At 72.9% G+C, this 14,445-nt stretch carries 13 protein-coding genes; 7 read left to right on the top strand and 6 right to left on the bottom strand.

Annotation, left to right across the window (positions count from 1 at the left end; translation table 11 throughout):
• Nucleotides 1-53 precede the first annotated feature (53 nt).
• The 6 genes from ACLQ2V_RS04845 (at nt 54) to ACLQ2V_RS04820 (ending at nt 7,325) form a co-directional block, all read left to right on the top strand.
• A complete protein-coding gene (locus tag ACLQ2V_RS04845; RefSeq protein WP_425717144.1) occupies nt 54-386 on the top strand; it encodes a PadR family transcriptional regulator in 333 nt (110 codons plus the stop codon).
• A complete protein-coding gene (locus tag ACLQ2V_RS04840; protein ID WP_425717143.1) occupies nt 383-1,432 on the top strand; it encodes an HAAS signaling domain-containing protein in 1,050 nt (349 codons plus the stop codon). Before ACLQ2V_RS04845 ends, ACLQ2V_RS04840 begins: the two co-directional genes overlap by 4 nt.
• Before the next feature lie 290 nt (nt 1,433-1,722).
• Nucleotides 1,723-3,282, top strand: coding sequence for a glycosyltransferase family 39 protein (locus ACLQ2V_RS04835; RefSeq protein ID WP_425717142.1), 1,560 nt, complete (start codon nt 1,723-1,725; stop codon nt 3,280-3,282).
• Between the two features lie 40 nt (nt 3,283-3,322).
• Nucleotides 3,323-4,648, top strand: a complete 1,326-nt coding sequence (locus tag ACLQ2V_RS04830; RefSeq protein ID WP_425717141.1) for a glycosyltransferase family 2 protein — start codon at nt 3,323-3,325, stop codon at nt 4,646-4,648.
• Entirely contained in the window at nt 4,641-5,723 is a 1,083-nt protein-coding gene (locus tag ACLQ2V_RS04825) for a glycoside hydrolase family 26 protein (RefSeq protein ID WP_425717140.1), read from the top strand. The genes ACLQ2V_RS04830 and ACLQ2V_RS04825 overlap by 8 nt, the downstream gene beginning before the upstream one ends.
• A 111-nt stretch (nt 5,724-5,834) precedes the next feature.
• A complete protein-coding gene (locus tag ACLQ2V_RS04820) occupies nt 5,835-7,325 on the top strand; it encodes a hypothetical protein (protein WP_425717139.1) in 1,491 nt (496 codons plus the stop codon).
• Nucleotides 7,326-7,344: 19 nt separating this feature from the next.
• Here ACLQ2V_RS04820 and mycP (ACLQ2V_RS04815) read toward each other — a convergent pair whose 3' ends face one another.
• On the bottom strand, nt 7,345-8,502 hold the full coding sequence (gene mycP / locus ACLQ2V_RS04815) for a type VII secretion-associated serine protease mycosin (protein WP_425717138.1): 1,158 nt from the start codon (nt 8,500-8,502) through the stop codon (nt 7,345-7,347).
• A gap of 233 nt (nt 8,503-8,735) precedes the next feature.
• Here mycP (ACLQ2V_RS04815) and mycP (ACLQ2V_RS04810) point away from each other — a divergent pair, with 233 nt between their 5' ends.
• On the top strand, nt 8,736-9,923 hold the full coding sequence (gene mycP, locus ACLQ2V_RS04810) for a type VII secretion-associated serine protease mycosin (protein ID WP_425717137.1): 1,188 nt from the start codon (nt 8,736-8,738) through the stop codon (nt 9,921-9,923).
• Nucleotides 9,924-9,979: 56 nt separating this feature from the next.
• On the opposite strand, the gene ACLQ2V_RS04805 is transcribed toward mycP (ACLQ2V_RS04810), so the two are convergent.
• From ACLQ2V_RS04805 to ACLQ2V_RS04785, 5 genes are all read right to left on the bottom strand, one after another.
• Nucleotides 9,980-11,311 (bottom strand): WXG100 family type VII secretion target, encoded by a 1,332-nt coding sequence (locus tag ACLQ2V_RS04805; protein WP_425717136.1) that lies wholly within the window; start codon nt 11,309-11,311, stop codon nt 9,980-9,982.
• Nucleotides 11,312-11,326: 15 nt separating this feature from the next.
• Nucleotides 11,327-11,887 (bottom strand): hypothetical protein, encoded by a 561-nt coding sequence (locus tag ACLQ2V_RS04800; RefSeq protein WP_425717135.1) that lies wholly within the window; start codon nt 11,885-11,887, stop codon nt 11,327-11,329.
• Between the two features lie 48 nt (nt 11,888-11,935).
• Entirely contained in the window at nt 11,936-13,453 is a 1,518-nt protein-coding gene (locus ACLQ2V_RS04795) for a S8 family serine peptidase (RefSeq protein ID WP_425717134.1), read from the bottom strand.
• Nucleotides 13,454-13,537: 84 nt separating this feature from the next.
• Nucleotides 13,538-13,816, bottom strand: coding sequence for a WXG100 family type VII secretion target (locus ACLQ2V_RS04790; RefSeq protein ID WP_425717133.1), 279 nt, complete (start codon nt 13,814-13,816; stop codon nt 13,538-13,540).
• A 27-nt stretch (nt 13,817-13,843) separates the two neighbouring features.
• Complete coding sequence (locus ACLQ2V_RS04785) at nt 13,844-14,152, bottom strand: WXG100 family type VII secretion target (protein ID WP_320065900.1); 309 nt, start codon at nt 14,150-14,152, stop codon at nt 13,844-13,846.
• Nucleotides 14,153-14,445: the final 293 nt, after the last annotated feature.

The raw sequence follows: 14,445 nt of genomic DNA, 5'->3' as shown, positions 1-14,445 counted from the left end.
CCGGTCCAGGCAGGTCGTTGCGGTAGTTTGCATTGCACAGTACTGTGCGGTGCGTGGATACCACGCAGCTCTTGAAAGGCGTGCTGGATCTCGCGGTCCTGGCCGTGCTCCGCGAGGAGGACGGCTACGGTTACGACATCCTGCGCCGCCTCCGCGAGGCCGGCCTCGACGAGGTCGGCGACGCCTCCGTCTACGGCACGCTGCGCCGGCTCTTCGCCGCCGGCCTGCTGACCACCTACGTCGTGCCCAGCGAGTCCGGCCCGCACCGCAAGTACTACTCGCTCAACGCCGCCGGCCGGGACCAGTTGGCCCGCTCCGGCAAGCTCTGGCGCTCGTTCGCCACCACCATGGACAGTCTGCTCGACGATCAGGGGGTGACGGCATGACCGTCATGGAGCAGGAGATCACGGAGTACGTGACGCGGGTCCGGGCGGCGCTGGCCGACCTGCCGCCGACCGTGCGCGACGAGTTGACCGAGGACCTGCCCGAGCACCTGGCCGAGGTCGCCGCCGAGGGGGACGGGCCGCTGGCCGACCGGCTGGGCACGCCCGAGGCGTACGCGGCGGAGCTGCGGGTGGCGGCGGGCGCGCGGGGGCCGGCCGCCGCGCGCACCCTGGACCAGCGGGCCGCCGCCGTCGCGGCCGGGCTCCGCGCCCGGCTGCGCGGCGCCGACACCCACATCGGCCCGATCCTCGGGTACGCCTCGGCGAGCGAATACCTGCGGCTGCTCCGCCCCGCCTGGTGGCTGCTGCGGGGTTACCTGATCGCGATGCTGATCACCGTGGTCACCACGGGTGCGCCGTTCGGGCTGCTGCCGAGGCTGGGCGGCAGCACGCTGGCCGCGCTGCTGCTCCTCGCCGTCTGCGTCGCCGCCTCGGTGTGGCTGGGCCGGCGCAACCCACAGCTGACGCGGTGGCCCCGCATCGCGGTGCGCGCCGGCACGGCGGTCCTGCTCGTCTTCGCGTTCGTCGGTTTCGTCGACGCCGACGACCGGCTGGGCTGGAACGAGTCCGGCTACCAGCCCACCTCGGAGCAGACGTCCAACGTCCGCGACGTCTTCGTCTACGACAGCGAGGGGCGGCTGGTGGAGAACGCCCGGCTCTTCGACCAGTACGGCAACCCGATCCGGCTCGGCTATCCGGACTGCGACACCGACGGGCTGATCGCCGCGAAGCCGGTCGCGCCCGTGTACCCGTACTGCCCGGAGTTGGCGCCGTTCCGGTCCGGGCCGCTCGGTGTGCGCCCGACGACCGCCGCGCCGAACGGAACCCCGCCGGCGACCGGGGACCCGGCGGGCGGCCCCGCGCCGACGCCGTCCGGGGGCGCGTCGGTCGACCCGGCCCCGAGGCCGACGGCGCCGACGCTCCCGCCGCTGCCGACGACGCCCGCCCCGACCACCCCGCCGCCGACCCCGAGCCCCACGTCCTCCTGAGGCGTGCGTCCTCGTGAGCGATGAGCGAACCGCACGTCGGGGTGCCCGGATCGCCGGGCATCCCGACGTTGATCGACTTCATGTGCGGCACATGGTGCCTACCCGTCGTCATATAGGCGCCACATGCGGCACATGAAGTCGATCAAGGGGCGTCGAGCGCCCCCAACGAGGGCTGAGGGCGTCGGGACGGCGGTGGTGGTGGGCGTCCCGCGCTGGCGCGGGCAGCGAACTTTGCGCGAGTCAGGTCGAGTACCCTGGCGCTGGCCCTATGCCCCTCCCCTCGAGAGCCCATGGTGGACGACAGAGAGCGCACCCTGATCATTCCCCGCGTGCGGGCGGCGGAAACCCCTGCCGAGGTTCCCGCCCGCGACGGCTGGGAGGAGGGCGCGGCGGCCGACCCGGACAACCCCGGCGACCGGGCCGGGCGCTCGCTCGGGCGGCTCGCCTGGATCGCGCCGACCCTGCTGATGGGCCTGCTCGGGCTGGCCCGGCTCACCTGGCCGGCGCTCTGGGGCGACGAGCTGGCGACCTGGGGGATGGCCGGCGTCTCGTGGGGCGAGCTCTGGGCGGTGGTGCAGAACTTCGATGCCGCGATCGGCCCCTACTACGCGCTGATGCACGTGGTGACCGGCCTGTTCGGGGACTCGGAGCTGGTCCTGCGGCTGCCGTCGATGCTCGCCATGGCCGGGGCGGCCGGCCTCGTCGGCGCGTTGGGCACCCGGCTGGCCAGCCCTCGCGTCGGGCTGACCGCCGGCCTGATCTTCGCGGTGCTGCCGAGCACCTCCCGCTACGCCCACGAGGCCCGGCCGTACGCGATCGCGGTCTTCGCCGCGGTGCTGGCCACCTGGCTGCTGGTCCGGGCGATCGACCGCCCCGGCGCGGCCCGCTGGGTGCCGTACGCGGGCGCGGTCGCCCTGCTCGGCCTCGGCCAGTTCGTCGGGCTGCTGCTGCTGGCCGGGCACGCGCTGGTGGTCCTGCTCATGCGGCCCCGCGCGACGTGGGGGTGGCTGGTGGCGGCGGTGGTCGGGGTGCTGCCCGCGCTGCCGGTGGTCTACCTGGCCCGGTCCCAGCAGACGCAGGTGTCCTGGATCCCGGCGGCGAGCCTCGACCGGGTGGCCGACCTGCCCGGCGGGCTGACCGGCGACCCCCTGCTGGGCGGGTTGGTGCTGGCCCTGGCGCTGGTCGGGATGTCGCTGCGCCGCCCGGCGGTGGTCTACACGGCGTGGGCCTTCGTGCCCGTGCTCGGGCTCTACCTGGTCAGCCAGGTCACCCCGCTCTGGCTGCCGCGTTACCTGCTCTTCGTGCTGCCCGCCTTCGCGCTGCTGGCCGCCACCGCGCTGGGGCGGGCACCGGTGCTGCGCGGGCTGGCCGTCGTGGTGGTGGCGGCCGTGGTGGCGCTCCCCAGCCACCTGCAACTGCGCGACACCGACGGGCACACCCAGGCCAGCCGGGACCTGGGCGCGCTGCTGGTGGAGGAGGGCGAGGCCGGCGACGTCGCCGTCTACGGCGGCAACGTCGGCGGTGACCAGCGGGTCGCCCGGGACGCGGTGGCCCGGTACACCCCGGCGACCAACCGCCCCAAGGACGCGCTCCAGGCGCAGGCCGCCCGCACCGGGGGGTCGTTCACGGCCCGCGAGTGCGAGCAGGTCGCCACCTGCCTCGGTCAGCCGCGCCGGATCTGGGTGATCCGCACGGGCCGGTTCGACGACCCGCTGCGCGGCCTCGGGGACCCGAAGGAGCCCCTGCTGCGCAGCCAGTACGACGTCGACCGGCTCTTCAAGCCCACCGGCTTCTCGGTCGCGCTGCTGGTGCGCCGGGCGGTGGCGACCGAGCAACCGCCGGTGCGCTGACCGGGGAGATTTCGTTGTCGAGCGTTACGGGAGAGCAGACATGCTGGCGTTCCTGCTCCAGGTGAACTCCTGGCTGAGCAAGGGGCAGCTGTACCTGTTCGCCCTCTTCATGATGATGATCTGGGCGTTGTGGCTGATGCGGGTCGTGCTGTCGTCGTCGTACCGGCCCTGGACGGCCCCGTACGAGACCAGCACCTCGGTGATCATCCCGGTGGTGGACGAGGAGGAGGAGCTGTTCCGGTCGGTGCTGGACCGCATCCTGGAGCAGCGGCCGACCGAGGTGATCGTGGTCATCAACGGGCCGCGCAACACCACCCTGGAGAAGATCTGCGCGGAGCTCGGGGTGCGTTGGGCGTGGACGGAGATCGCCGGCAAGCGCAACGCCCTCCAGGTGGGGGTGGGCATGGCGACGGGGGACATCGCCGTGCTCGTCGACTCGGACACCATCTGGACCCGCAACACCCTGGTGGAGCTGATCAAACCGTTCCGGGACCCCCGGATCGGCGGGGTCACCACCCGGCAGCGGATCCTCAACCCGGAGCGCACGGTGCTGACCCGGTGGGCGGACTGGCTGGAGAACGTCCGCAACGAGTACTCGATGCCGGCCATGAGCGTGCTCGGCACGGTGGGCTGCCTGCCCGGCCGGACCATCGCCTTCCGCCGGTTCATCCTGGTACGCAACATGGAGCGGTTCCTCTCCGAGCGCTTCCTCGGGGTCTTCCTGGAGGTCAGCGACGACCGGACGCTGACGAACTACACGTTGCAGGCCGGCTTCCGCACGGTCTACCAGTCCACCTCGCTGGTCTACACCGACGCGCCGCTGGAGCTGCGCAAACTGGTCAAGCAGCAGTACCGCTGGGCCCGCGGCTCGCAGTACAACACCCTGCGGATGCTGGGCTGGATGACCCGGCGCACGCCGGTGCTCGCCGCCTTCTACGTGGCGGACATCATGGTGCCGTTCGTGCTGGTCGGCTCGTACCTCTCCTGGGCGATCTCGCTGGCCGTCGGCGAGACCGTCACCATCTACGACGAGTTGCGGCTGCCCGGCAACCTGGTCGGCTGGCAGGTCATCGCGGTGATCCTGGCGCTCAGCGCGGCGATGACCATGCTGTCGCTGATGATCCGCTTCGCCCGGCACTTCGCCTTCCGGCCCCGCGACCTGGTCTACCTGCCGGCCTTCATGATGATCAACACGCTGGTGCTGATGCCGGTGCGGGTGGTGGGCTTCTTCCGGATGGCCCACAACGCCGGGTGGGGCACCCGGGCCGGCGGCTTCCAGGGCGAGCGCCGGCGCAACCCGCTGGTGCTGGTGCCGTACCTGCTGGGGGGAACGATGCTCGTGGCGTCGGTGCTGCTCGGTGTCTGAGCACACGCGGACCGGTAAGGGCCAGTTCCACCTCTGGATGGCCGCCAACACGGTGGTGCTCGTCCTGCTCAGCGGCTGGGTGGTGCACCGGGCCCTCGGCGCCCCGCCCACCTCCGTGCCGCCGGCCGGCGCGCCACCGTCCAGTGTGGCGGGGGCGGCCGACGACGGGACGTCGGTCACCCGGATCCCCACCAAGCAGACCGTCATGTCGACGACCGGCTACCGGTTCGGGCTGAGCGCCCCCCGGGTGCCCTGGTCCCGGTCGGAGATCGACGACATCGCGACGAAGGCCGGGGCCCGCCCCACCCTGCTGCAGTACTTCGTCAAGTGGACCGACGACTTCCGGCCCGAGGGCGTCGACGCGGCCTACCGCAACGGCGGCGTCCCGGTGATCTCCTGGGAGCCGTGGAACGGCGTCAAGCAGGGCATGGACCAGCCGCAGTACGCGCTGAAGCGGATCATCGCCGGGGAGCACGACGAGTACCTGGTGCGCTTCGCCACGGCGGTGCGGGCCCACCGGTGGCCGATCGGGATGCGCTTCGCGCACGAGATGAACGGGGCCTGGTACCCGTGGTCGGAGACCCGCTCGGGCAACCGCTCCGGCGAGTACGTCAAGGCATGGCGGCACGTGCACGACATCTTCACCAAGGTCGGGGCGACCAACGTCATCTGGATCTGGAGCCCGAACATCATCCGGCCGGTGCCGGGGGTCAGCCTGAAGGCGCTCTACCCCGGTGACCGGTACGTCGACTGGATCGGGATGGTGGGCTACTCCACCGGCGAGCGGACCGCCAACCAGCTCTTCGGGCCGACCCTGCGCCGGCTGCGTGCGTTCACCGACCGCCCGGTGCTGATCACCGAGACCGGCAGCCGGCCGGGGAGCTACCGCCTGCCCTGGATCCGCGACCTGTTCGTCTGGATAGGCGACCGCAAGGACGTGGTCGGGTTCATCTGGTTCGAGTACGACCGGGCCGACGGCGGCACCGGCGACTGGCGCTTCACCACCGAACCCACCGTGACCAAGGCCTTCCGGACCGGTCTCGCCCGGCTGAAACTGGCCCCGCCGCCCCGCTGAGACTGCGCCGCGCTGAGCAGTGCCGCCGCGCTGAGCACCGCCGAGGGCCGCCCGCCGGCCCGACCCGCCCCGCCGACGGCGCGCGGGGCGAGACCGCAAGGAGGAGCCGCGATGAGGGTCTCGATCCGACTCGGCCTGCTGGCCGGCTTCATGATCATGGTGAGCCTGTTCGCCTCGCTGGCGGCGCTGCGCCAGCACGCCGAGCCGGCCGAGGACCCGACCGGCCGCGCCGCGACGTACGAGACGGCACTGGTCACGGTGGACGCCGGGGTGACCCGGGGGATGCTCAACAACCCGGCGGCGTACCAGAACCAGGCCGGGCCGTCCGCCCCGCTCGGCCCGGCCGACGCCCGGCTGGTCCGCGACCTCAAGCCCGCGCTCACCCGGGTCTGGTCGGCGCCGGGCGCCTACCACGACCCCGCCACCGACCGGTACGACTACGACCCCGTCGCTCCCGACGGCGGCACCGTGTACGGCTACCTGGACCAGGCGACCGCCCACTCCGGCCGGATCCTGATGAACGTCGACCAGTGCGAACAGCAGCTGATGACGACGGCCACCCCGCAGCGCTGCCGGGAGGTGCTCAAGAACGGCATCCGGCACTACAAGCAGCGCTACCCGGCCCTGCGCTACGTCGAGGTCTTCAACGAGCCCGACCGCCCCTGGGAGACCCGGGCCGACGAGGCGCGGGCCATGTCGGCGGCCGAGTACTACGAGTGGTACCGGATCGGCTACCAGATCGTCGGCGAGGTCAACGCCGAGCTGCGGCCGAAGCACCCGCTGCGCGTCGGCGGCCCCGCCACGTACAGCTTCAACGAGCCGTACCTGCGGGAGTTCCTCGACCTCTACCGCGACGACCCCGACCCGACCAAGCGGCTGGACTTCCTGTCGTACCACCAGTACCAGCGGCGCGACGACCCGGCCGCCGTCGCCGGCGAGAAGGCCACCGTCCGGGGCTGGCTGCGCGAGCGCGGCCTGCCCGAGAAGATCCCCACCTACGTCACCGAGTACGGCGTCTTCCCCGGCGCGAACACCGGCCCCTCCTTCGCGGCGGACCTGCTCACCCACGCGGCGGCCATGGCCACCCTCGGCTACTTCTACGTCGAGGGCGGCACGGACGTGCCGATGCACTGGGTGTTCAACCACAGCAGCAACGACCGCAAGTCGATGTTCGTCGACGGCGTCGACGGCGCGGTGTACCCGTACTACAACCTGGTCCGGATGCAGCGGATGCTGAAGAAGATCCGGGTCTCCGCCGGCTCGGACGCGCTCACCCCGAAGGGGCTGGGCGTGAACGCGCTGGCCACCCGGGACGCCTCCGGGGTGGCCGTGCTCACCACCAACTACCAGTGGACCGACCGCAACGTCACCCACGGGGTCACCGTGAACGTCGGCAACCTGCCGGCGGAGTTCGCCGACCGGCGCATCCGGGTCGAGCGGTACCTCGTCGACAAGGTGACCAGCAACTACGCGCACGACCCGGCGAAGGCGTCACTGCAACGGGTGCAGCGGTACACCGTGGAGACCGCCGACGCGATCAGCACCAACTTCGAGCTGGGGCCGAACGCCATGTCGCTGCTCGTGCTGACCCCGGTGAAGTGAGCCCGAACCGGTTGAGGGGCTAGCGACGTGCCGGGCGGTTGGTCCGCCGGACCACCAGCAGCACCACGAGCAGCACCACGATGGTCACCATCGCCACCAGCCCGATCAGGACCGGTACGAGCCAACGCAGGTCGGTGCCGCCGTCGCCCGGGTCGGCCGTGTCCTCATCGACCGCCGCCGGCACGGCCCCCAGCGGGTTCGCGTCGACCGGGGGCACCTCGGCGGTCAACGCCCGGACCAGGTCGAGCCGACCGAAGCCGTACCGGTCGTCCCGGCCGGGCGCCCCGGCGTCCTGGGCGGTCGAGACCAGCCGGTTGACCACCTCCGCCGCGCTCGCCTTCGGGTAGCGGGCCCGGATCAGCGCCGCCGCCCCGGCGACCAGCGGCGCGGCGGCGGAGGTGCCGCCGTCCACGGTGACGTAACCGCCCTCGGTCAGGTCGGACCAAAGACCGGCGGTGGTGGAGATGTCCACCCCGGGGGCGGTGATGGCGACCTGCTCGCCCCGGGTCCCCCCCGACCACGGCTTGCCGTCCCGGTCGGTCGCGGCCACCGCGATCACCCCGGGCAGCCGCGCCGGATAGATCACCCCCGCGTCGCCCTGGTCGGCGTTGCCGGCGGCGGCGACCACCACCACGTCCATGGACTGCGCGTAGCGCACGGCCTCGTTGAGGGCAGTGTTGGTCTTGGGGCCGCCGTTGGAAATGTTGATCACCTTCGCGCCGCGGTCGACCGCGTACCGGATGCCCTCCGGCAGGTTGCTGCCGGCGAAGGTGTTGGTCGCGATGGTCACCGGCAGGATGCGCGCCTTCGGGGCGATGCCCAGGGCGTGACCCCGGCCCCCGCCCCGGGCGGCGATCAGCCCGGCCACCCCGGTCCCGTGGTTGTGCTCGTCGACCTTGCCCTTGTCGTCGCGGCCGATCAGCCGCTTGCCGTCGAGGACCCGGCCGGCCAGGTCCGGGTGGGCCGCGTAGACGCCCGTGTCGACCACCGCGACGATGACCCCCTCGCCGGTGGAGATCTTGTGCGCCTCGGTGACCCGCAACGCGTCCAGGTGCCACTGGCGTTTCAACGGGGGCGCGGCGGCCAGGGCGGGTGCGGGCATCCCGACGGCGACCAGCGGGATCCCGACCGCGACCGCCAGGACACCTCGGCGCAGGGCCGCCAGCGGCGTACTCATCCGTCTCTCCTCATCACCTCGGCACACCCGGTCGAGGCGACCCTATCGGACGGTGACCGGCAATCCTGCCCCGCCGCGTGCCGCGTGCCGTGGGCGGTGCCCGCCCGGCGCTCCACGTCGGGCGTCGGCTCGGTAACCTGGGCGGCGTGCACGAACGCCCCGGGAACGACCGCCCGATCCGGGCGGGTCACGCGAGAGGGCCGGCCCGGCGGCGGGCGGTCCTCTGTGGAGTGGTGGCCGCGCTGCTGACCACCGTCGTCGTACCCCCGACGCCGGTGCGCGCCGCGCCCCGGTGCGGCCCGGCCGGTGATCCGGCCCCCACCGCGACCCCCTGGCCGCTGCGCCGGCTGGAGCCCTCGGCGGCCTGGCGGCTGACCCGGGGCGGCGGGGTCATCGTGGCCGTCATCGACTCCGGCGTCTCCGCCATCCACCCGGTGCTGCGCGGGCAGGTCCGCGCCGGCCGCGACTTCAACGGCCTGATGCAGCGCCAGGGCCAGTGCGACGAGGCCGGGCACGGGACGATGGTGGCGGGCATCATCGCCGGTCGGCCGGAGACCGGGGTGCCGTTCAGCGGCGTCGCGCCGGCCGCCCGGATCCTGCCGATCCGGGTGCTGCCGGACACCCGACGCACCAACGACGAGAGCCTGCCCGGCCAGATCGCCCAGGCCATCCGGTACGCGGTCGACAACGACGCCAAGGTCATCAACCTCTCGCTGGAGACCCTGCCCCGGCCCGAGCTGGCCGCCGCCATCGAGTACGCGCTGGCCAAGCGGGTCGTGGTGGTCGCCGCCGCCGGCAACCAGCAGCAGCAGCGGGACCAGCCCGCCTACCCGGCCGGATACCCCGGTGTCATCGCCGTCGCCGGCGTCGACGAGCAGGGTGGGCACGTCGGCACCTCGATCAGCGGCAACTTCGTCGACATCGCCGCGCCCGGACACAACATCGTCGCCCCGGCGCCGGGCGGCGACGGCTGGCTCACCGAGCCGGAGGGCGGCACCAGCTTCGCGGCGGCGTACGTCTCCGGCGTGGCGGCGTTGGTCTGCGCGGCGTACCCCGACCTCACCCCGGCGCAGGTCGCCGACCGGTTGACCGACACCGCCGACAGCCCGCCCCATGGTCGGGACGCGGAGGTCGGCTACGGGGTGGTCAATCCGTACCGGGCGGTCACCAACCTGCTCGGCACCCGCGCCAACCCGCCGCTGGGGGCGATGGCCAAGCCGGTGCCTGTGCCCGACCCGTGGGCCCGGGAACGGGTCGTGGCGATCTGGGCGGCGATCGTCGGCGGGTTCCTGGCGCTCGCCCTGCTGGTGGCACGGCCGGTCATCCGGCGGGGCCGACAGCGGGGTTGGCGCCCCGGCCGGCGTCCGCTCGACACCCCGAACAGCACCCGGCCCCGACCGGCCGGACCCGCCGGGGCCTGAACAACGGGCCGGGGCCCGACCAACCGGCATGCGGTGGTCGGGCCCCGGTGGGCAGTTCAGCGCAGGACGCCCGGCGAGCTGTCGCCGTCCGCGCCCCAGACGTCCTCGTCCTCGTCGAGCCAGGTGGTCCGGTTCGCCTCGTCGTCGCCGTAGCCGGCCCCGGTGCCACCGGCACCGACCAGGCCACCCCGGCCGCCGACCCCACCGCGGGCCGCCCCCGGGCCGCCGGCACCGCGCCCCGCGCCGGCCCCCCGGCCGGCACCGGCCGCGCCGCCGGCTCCGCCGAGCATGCCCGGTGCCCCGCCGGCCATCCGGCCACCCGCAGCCAGGCCCCGGCCGCCGGCACCCCGGCCACCCGCGCCTCGGCCGGCGCCCGCACCACCGGCACCGCCCATCATCGGCGGCATCACCGGCGCCACCGGGCGGCCGAGCGCGCCGCCACCGGGGATCGAGCCGGCACCGGCACCACCGCCCAGGCCGCCGCCGGCACCGAGGCCGGACGTGCCGGGCAGGCCGCCACCTCCGGCCCCGGGGAGGGGGGCGGCACTGGCCAGGCCGGAACCGTACTCCCCGCCCTTGGGGCCACCACCCGAGCCGGTCTGCGGGTTGCCGAAGTCGGGCGGGGTGGTGTTGGTGGTGGGCTCGGGAACGTTGCCGTAGGTCGGCGGGTCCTGGTGGGAGGTGGACGGCGGGCCGAAGTTCTTCGTCGGGGGGAGTTCCGGCGCGCCCCCACCGCCGGGGGTGGCGGAGGCGGGCAGCGTGGGGACGCCGCCCGGGGCGCCGCCGCCCGCCCCGCCGGTGTTCAGATTCGGCGTGTCCAGCGCGTTGCGGCGTTTGATGGGCACCTCGCCGGGCTGCCCCGGCATGGTGGGGGCCTGGCCCTGGTACTGGTTGTCGACCCGGTTGTAGACCTTGGCGGCCTCGTCGGTCTTGTCGTTGAGCCAGTCGGCGAGGCCGGTGATCGGGTCCAGCAGGCCGAGGAAGTCCGGGCCGACCTTCGCCTCGAAGAAGCCGACGCCGAGGGTGAGGTGCCCGTTGCGGGCCTCCAACACGTCGTTGACGCACTTGGCCGGGATCGGGAAGTCCTGCTGCGCCTCGGTCAGCCGGTCGGCGGCGGCGTTCAGGGAGTGGACGATGCCGTCGTCCTTCTCGGCCTCCTCGATCAGCCGCCCGCTGCTCTTGGCGATCCCGTCGATGTGGGTCTTGAACGAGTCGAACGCGGGCCCCTTCCAGACCGTACCCAGGTCCGCGGTGTTCTTCTCCAGGCTCTCCTTGACGCTGCGCAGGTTCTTCAGCAGCTCGCTCCACCCGAGGGCGGCACTGGCCACGTCACCGGGCCGGCCGTCGATGACGACCTGCTGACACATCTCTTCCCAACTGGCACCCATCAGGCCGCTCCCGCCCTAGCTCTCGCCGCCGCCGTTGGCGGCTCCCGCGAAGATGCGATTGATCTGCTCGGCGGTCATCTCGTTCGCCTTCTCCGCCGTGTCGTAGTTGTCCTTGACCTTGCGCAGCACCTCGACCGCGGCGTCCAGCTGCTTGGCCAGCTCGAGCACCCCCGCCTCGGTGCCGCTGTAGAGGGCGGCGTGCTTCTCGGTCAGCCGGCCCGCCCAGGCGAATCCCCCCAGCGGGCTCTTCTGGCCCATGCCCGACGGCATACCGGCGGCGGCAGCGGCGCCCTTGCCGCCCATCAGGTCCTGGATGTCGGCCATGTTGTGGTAGAGCCGGCGCAGGTAGGAGGCGTGCGCCTCCAGCCACTGGATCGCCCCCTGCAGGGTGGAGGCGTCCCACTCGGTCTTGACACCGGCCTCGTTCGGGCCGGCGACCAGGTCCGACGGCGTCTGGGCATGGTTGACGTTGTCCATGCCGAAGCCGTTGAAGCTGACCCCGGTGGCCGGTGGGCCGAGCGGGATGTGTGGGGTCTCCACCTCGATTTTGTCCGGCTGTGAGGTTCTGTCAGTCATCCGTGTCCTCCCCGTGGGCTGGCGTGTCGTGGCGATCGGCGGTGGCCGCTAGGAGCGGTCCGGGTCGGCGCGCGGCGGCGCGGGCGGGGCCGGTGGCCCGGCGGCGCCCGGCCGGGCGGCCCCGGGCGTCGGCGGAGCGCCCGGACCAGGGTGGACGCCCGGACCAGGGTGGACGCCCGGACCCGGGTGGACGCCCGGCGGCGGGTAGCCCGGCTGCGGCGGGTAGCCCGGCTGCTGTCCCGGCGGTGGCGGGTGCCCCGGATACCGCCCCGACGGGGGGTGCCACTGCGGACCGGCCGGGGGGTGACCGGGGGGCGGCGGCCAACCGCCGGGCGGTGGCCAACCGCCGGGCGGCGGGGCAGCGCCGGGCGGACCGGTCTGGGACCGGCGCCGCGTCGACCGACGGATCGCCAGCACGATGAGGACGATCGCGCCGACGACCACCGCCAGGCAGAGCCCGACCTGGATCGCCGCGCCGGCCTTGTTGGTCACGCCGAACTCGATGGCGCGGCTCTTGTCCGAGTCGTCGGCCTCGTCGGCCGGCGGGTCCGCCGGCTCCGCCGCCACCAGCGGGTTGCCACTGACCGCCGGCACCTTGCCGCTCAGCGCGGCGACCGGGTTCACGGCACCGAAGCCGAAGACGTCGTCGCGGCCCGACCGGCCCTCGTCGTCGGCGGTCCGGATCAACCGGTTGATGACGTTGGCCGCGTCGAGGTCCGGGTACCGGGAGCGCACCAGCGCGGCCACCCCGGAGACGATCGCGGCGGAGTCACTGGTGCCGTCGGAGAGGCCGTAGCCGTTCTTGGAGACCGAATACGGGACAGAGCTGATGATGCGCTCCTGCGGGGCGGCCAGCACCACCTCCGGTCCGCCTACGGATCCGCTGAAATGATCGCCGGTGCGGGCAAGGCCGGAGACCGCGACGACCCCCGGGATGTTGGCCGGTGCCACCACGGTCAGGTCGCCCTGCTCCCGGTTGCCGGCCGAGGCGACCACCACCACGTCGTTCTCCAACGCGTGCCGGATCGCGTCGACCTGGGCCTGGTCGGCCTGGCCGCGTGCGCCGAGCGACAGGTTGATCACGTCGGCACCGTGGGCCACCGCCCAGCGGATCGCGGTGGGCAGCTCACCCGGGTTGAATCCCGCGCCGACCGAGACCGGCAGGATCTTCGCGGCCGGGGCGATGCCCAGGAGCCGGTCCTCGCCCCCGCCCCGGCCGGCGATCAGCGCCGCCATGGCCGTGCCGTGCCCGATGTCGTCGCTGTCCCGGCGACCGTCGGCGGCGGCGTCACTGCCGAGCCCATGCCCGGGCAGCACCTGGCCGCGCAGGTCCGGGTGGGTGGCGTCCACCCCGCCGTCGATCACCGCGACGGTGACGCCGCCGCCCTTGGCGAGCTTGTGCGCCTGGGAGATCCGCAGCGTGTCCAGATACCACTGGTATCCCCGCACGGTCTCGGCGCGCGCCGGCGCGGCAGTGGTCAGCAGGCCGGCGCCGGTGGCGACCAAAATGGCCAGCAGCGCCGCCCCGGGCCGTCGGCCCGCGCGGAAGCCGTCTCTCCTACGCATCGCTCTCCCATGACCCGCCGGCGACTCTCGACACAGAACGGCTCCGGCCGGTCGGACCGGACCGGAGCCGTTCTGGCGATTATCTCAGCCCCACATCTTCGAGTTGCTCATCTCGGTGGAGACGTAGTTCTCGCGGGCGATGCCCACCGCGCCGCCGATCTCGTTCAGGATCTTGTTGATGTCCCGCACGGCGGTGTCCCACTGGGTCTGATGCTGCTCGTAGGCGGCCCGGTCCTCACCGTCCCACTGGAGCTTGGACAGCATCTGCCGGAGCGTGTCGAGCTTGCCGTCGATGGTCTTCGAGATGCTCTGCATCTGCGCGTTGCTGGCCTCGAGGACCGCGTAGTCAACCTTGATCGTCACGATGTCTTCCTCTGCTGTCGCCTACGGTCACGGGTTGAGGGCAGAGTGGAACTTGTCCAGCATCTGCTGCTGCTCTTCGTCGTTCACCTGGTGCGTGGTGCCCGACTTGTCGAGCAGGTCGGCGATGTTGTCCATCGCCGTCAGCAGCTTGCTGGTGTCCTCGTTCCAACGCTGCATCAGCTGCTGGAAGCCCGTGGACGCCGAGCCCTTCCACGCGATGGCGAGGTCGTCGACCACGCCCCACAGCTTCTTGAGCTCGCCGTCGACCTCGCTGCGCGTGGACCGTACGTCACCTGCGGCGGTATGCAGGGTTCCAGCTTCGACCTCGAACGCCATGCTTCACACCCTTCCGTCTTTTGTGGCGGCTGACGCGCCGCGATTCCCCCGCGGTGAAGCGGTCACACCCCACCGACGGAAACTTTCGTCCTGACGGTAACCCACGAGGTCCAACCCACGCAGTCCTGAGTCGATGCGTCCAGGGCGGCGCGATACCACTGTGGGCGGTCGGTAACCGCAGGAAGACAGTGCGTGCGGACGTGACCCGGCAACGTGTTGTGGGACAGTCGGTTCGTCGATCACGCGGGGCCCGGCGCCGACGAGCGTCTTTGCTACAGTTCGGCCGGATGTCG

The sequence above is a fragment of the Micromonospora sp. DT233 genome, from assembly GCF_049841815.1.
Lineage (GTDB): Bacteria > Actinomycetota > Actinomycetes > Mycobacteriales > Micromonosporaceae > Micromonospora.
The sequence above is the reverse complement of the archived record's forward strand: the minus strand, read 5'-3'. Positions and strand labels throughout refer to the sequence as shown.

Bases quoted from the DNA above. Each gene is read 5' to 3' on its own strand.
- ACLQ2V_RS04795 (WP_425717134.1), bottom strand. From the start codon at position 13,453: ATGCGTAGGAGAGACGGCTTCCGCGCGGGCCGACGGCCCGGGGCGGCG.
- ACLQ2V_RS04800 (WP_425717135.1), bottom strand. From the start codon at position 11,887: ATGACTGACAGAACCTCACAGCCGGACAAAATCGAGGTGGAGACCCCA.
- mycP (WP_425717138.1), bottom strand. From the start codon at position 8,502: ATGAGTACGCCGCTGGCGGCCCTGCGCCGAGGTGTCCTGGCGGTCGCG.
- ACLQ2V_RS04805 (WP_425717136.1), bottom strand. From the start codon at position 11,311: ATGGGTGCCAGTTGGGAAGAGATGTGTCAGCAGGTCGTCATCGACGGC.
- ACLQ2V_RS04785 (WP_320065900.1), bottom strand. From the start codon at position 14,152: ATGGCGTTCGAGGTCGAAGCTGGAACCCTGCATACCGCCGCAGGTGAC.
- ACLQ2V_RS04830 (WP_425717141.1), top strand. From the start codon at position 3,323: ATGCTGGCGTTCCTGCTCCAGGTGAACTCCTGGCTGAGCAAGGGGCAG.
- ACLQ2V_RS04835 (WP_425717142.1), top strand. From the start codon at position 1,723: ATGGTGGACGACAGAGAGCGCACCCTGATCATTCCCCGCGTGCGGGCG.
- ACLQ2V_RS04820 (WP_425717139.1), top strand. From the start codon at position 5,835: ATGAGGGTCTCGATCCGACTCGGCCTGCTGGCCGGCTTCATGATCATG.
- ACLQ2V_RS04840 (WP_425717143.1), top strand. From the start codon at position 383: ATGACCGTCATGGAGCAGGAGATCACGGAGTACGTGACGCGGGTCCGG.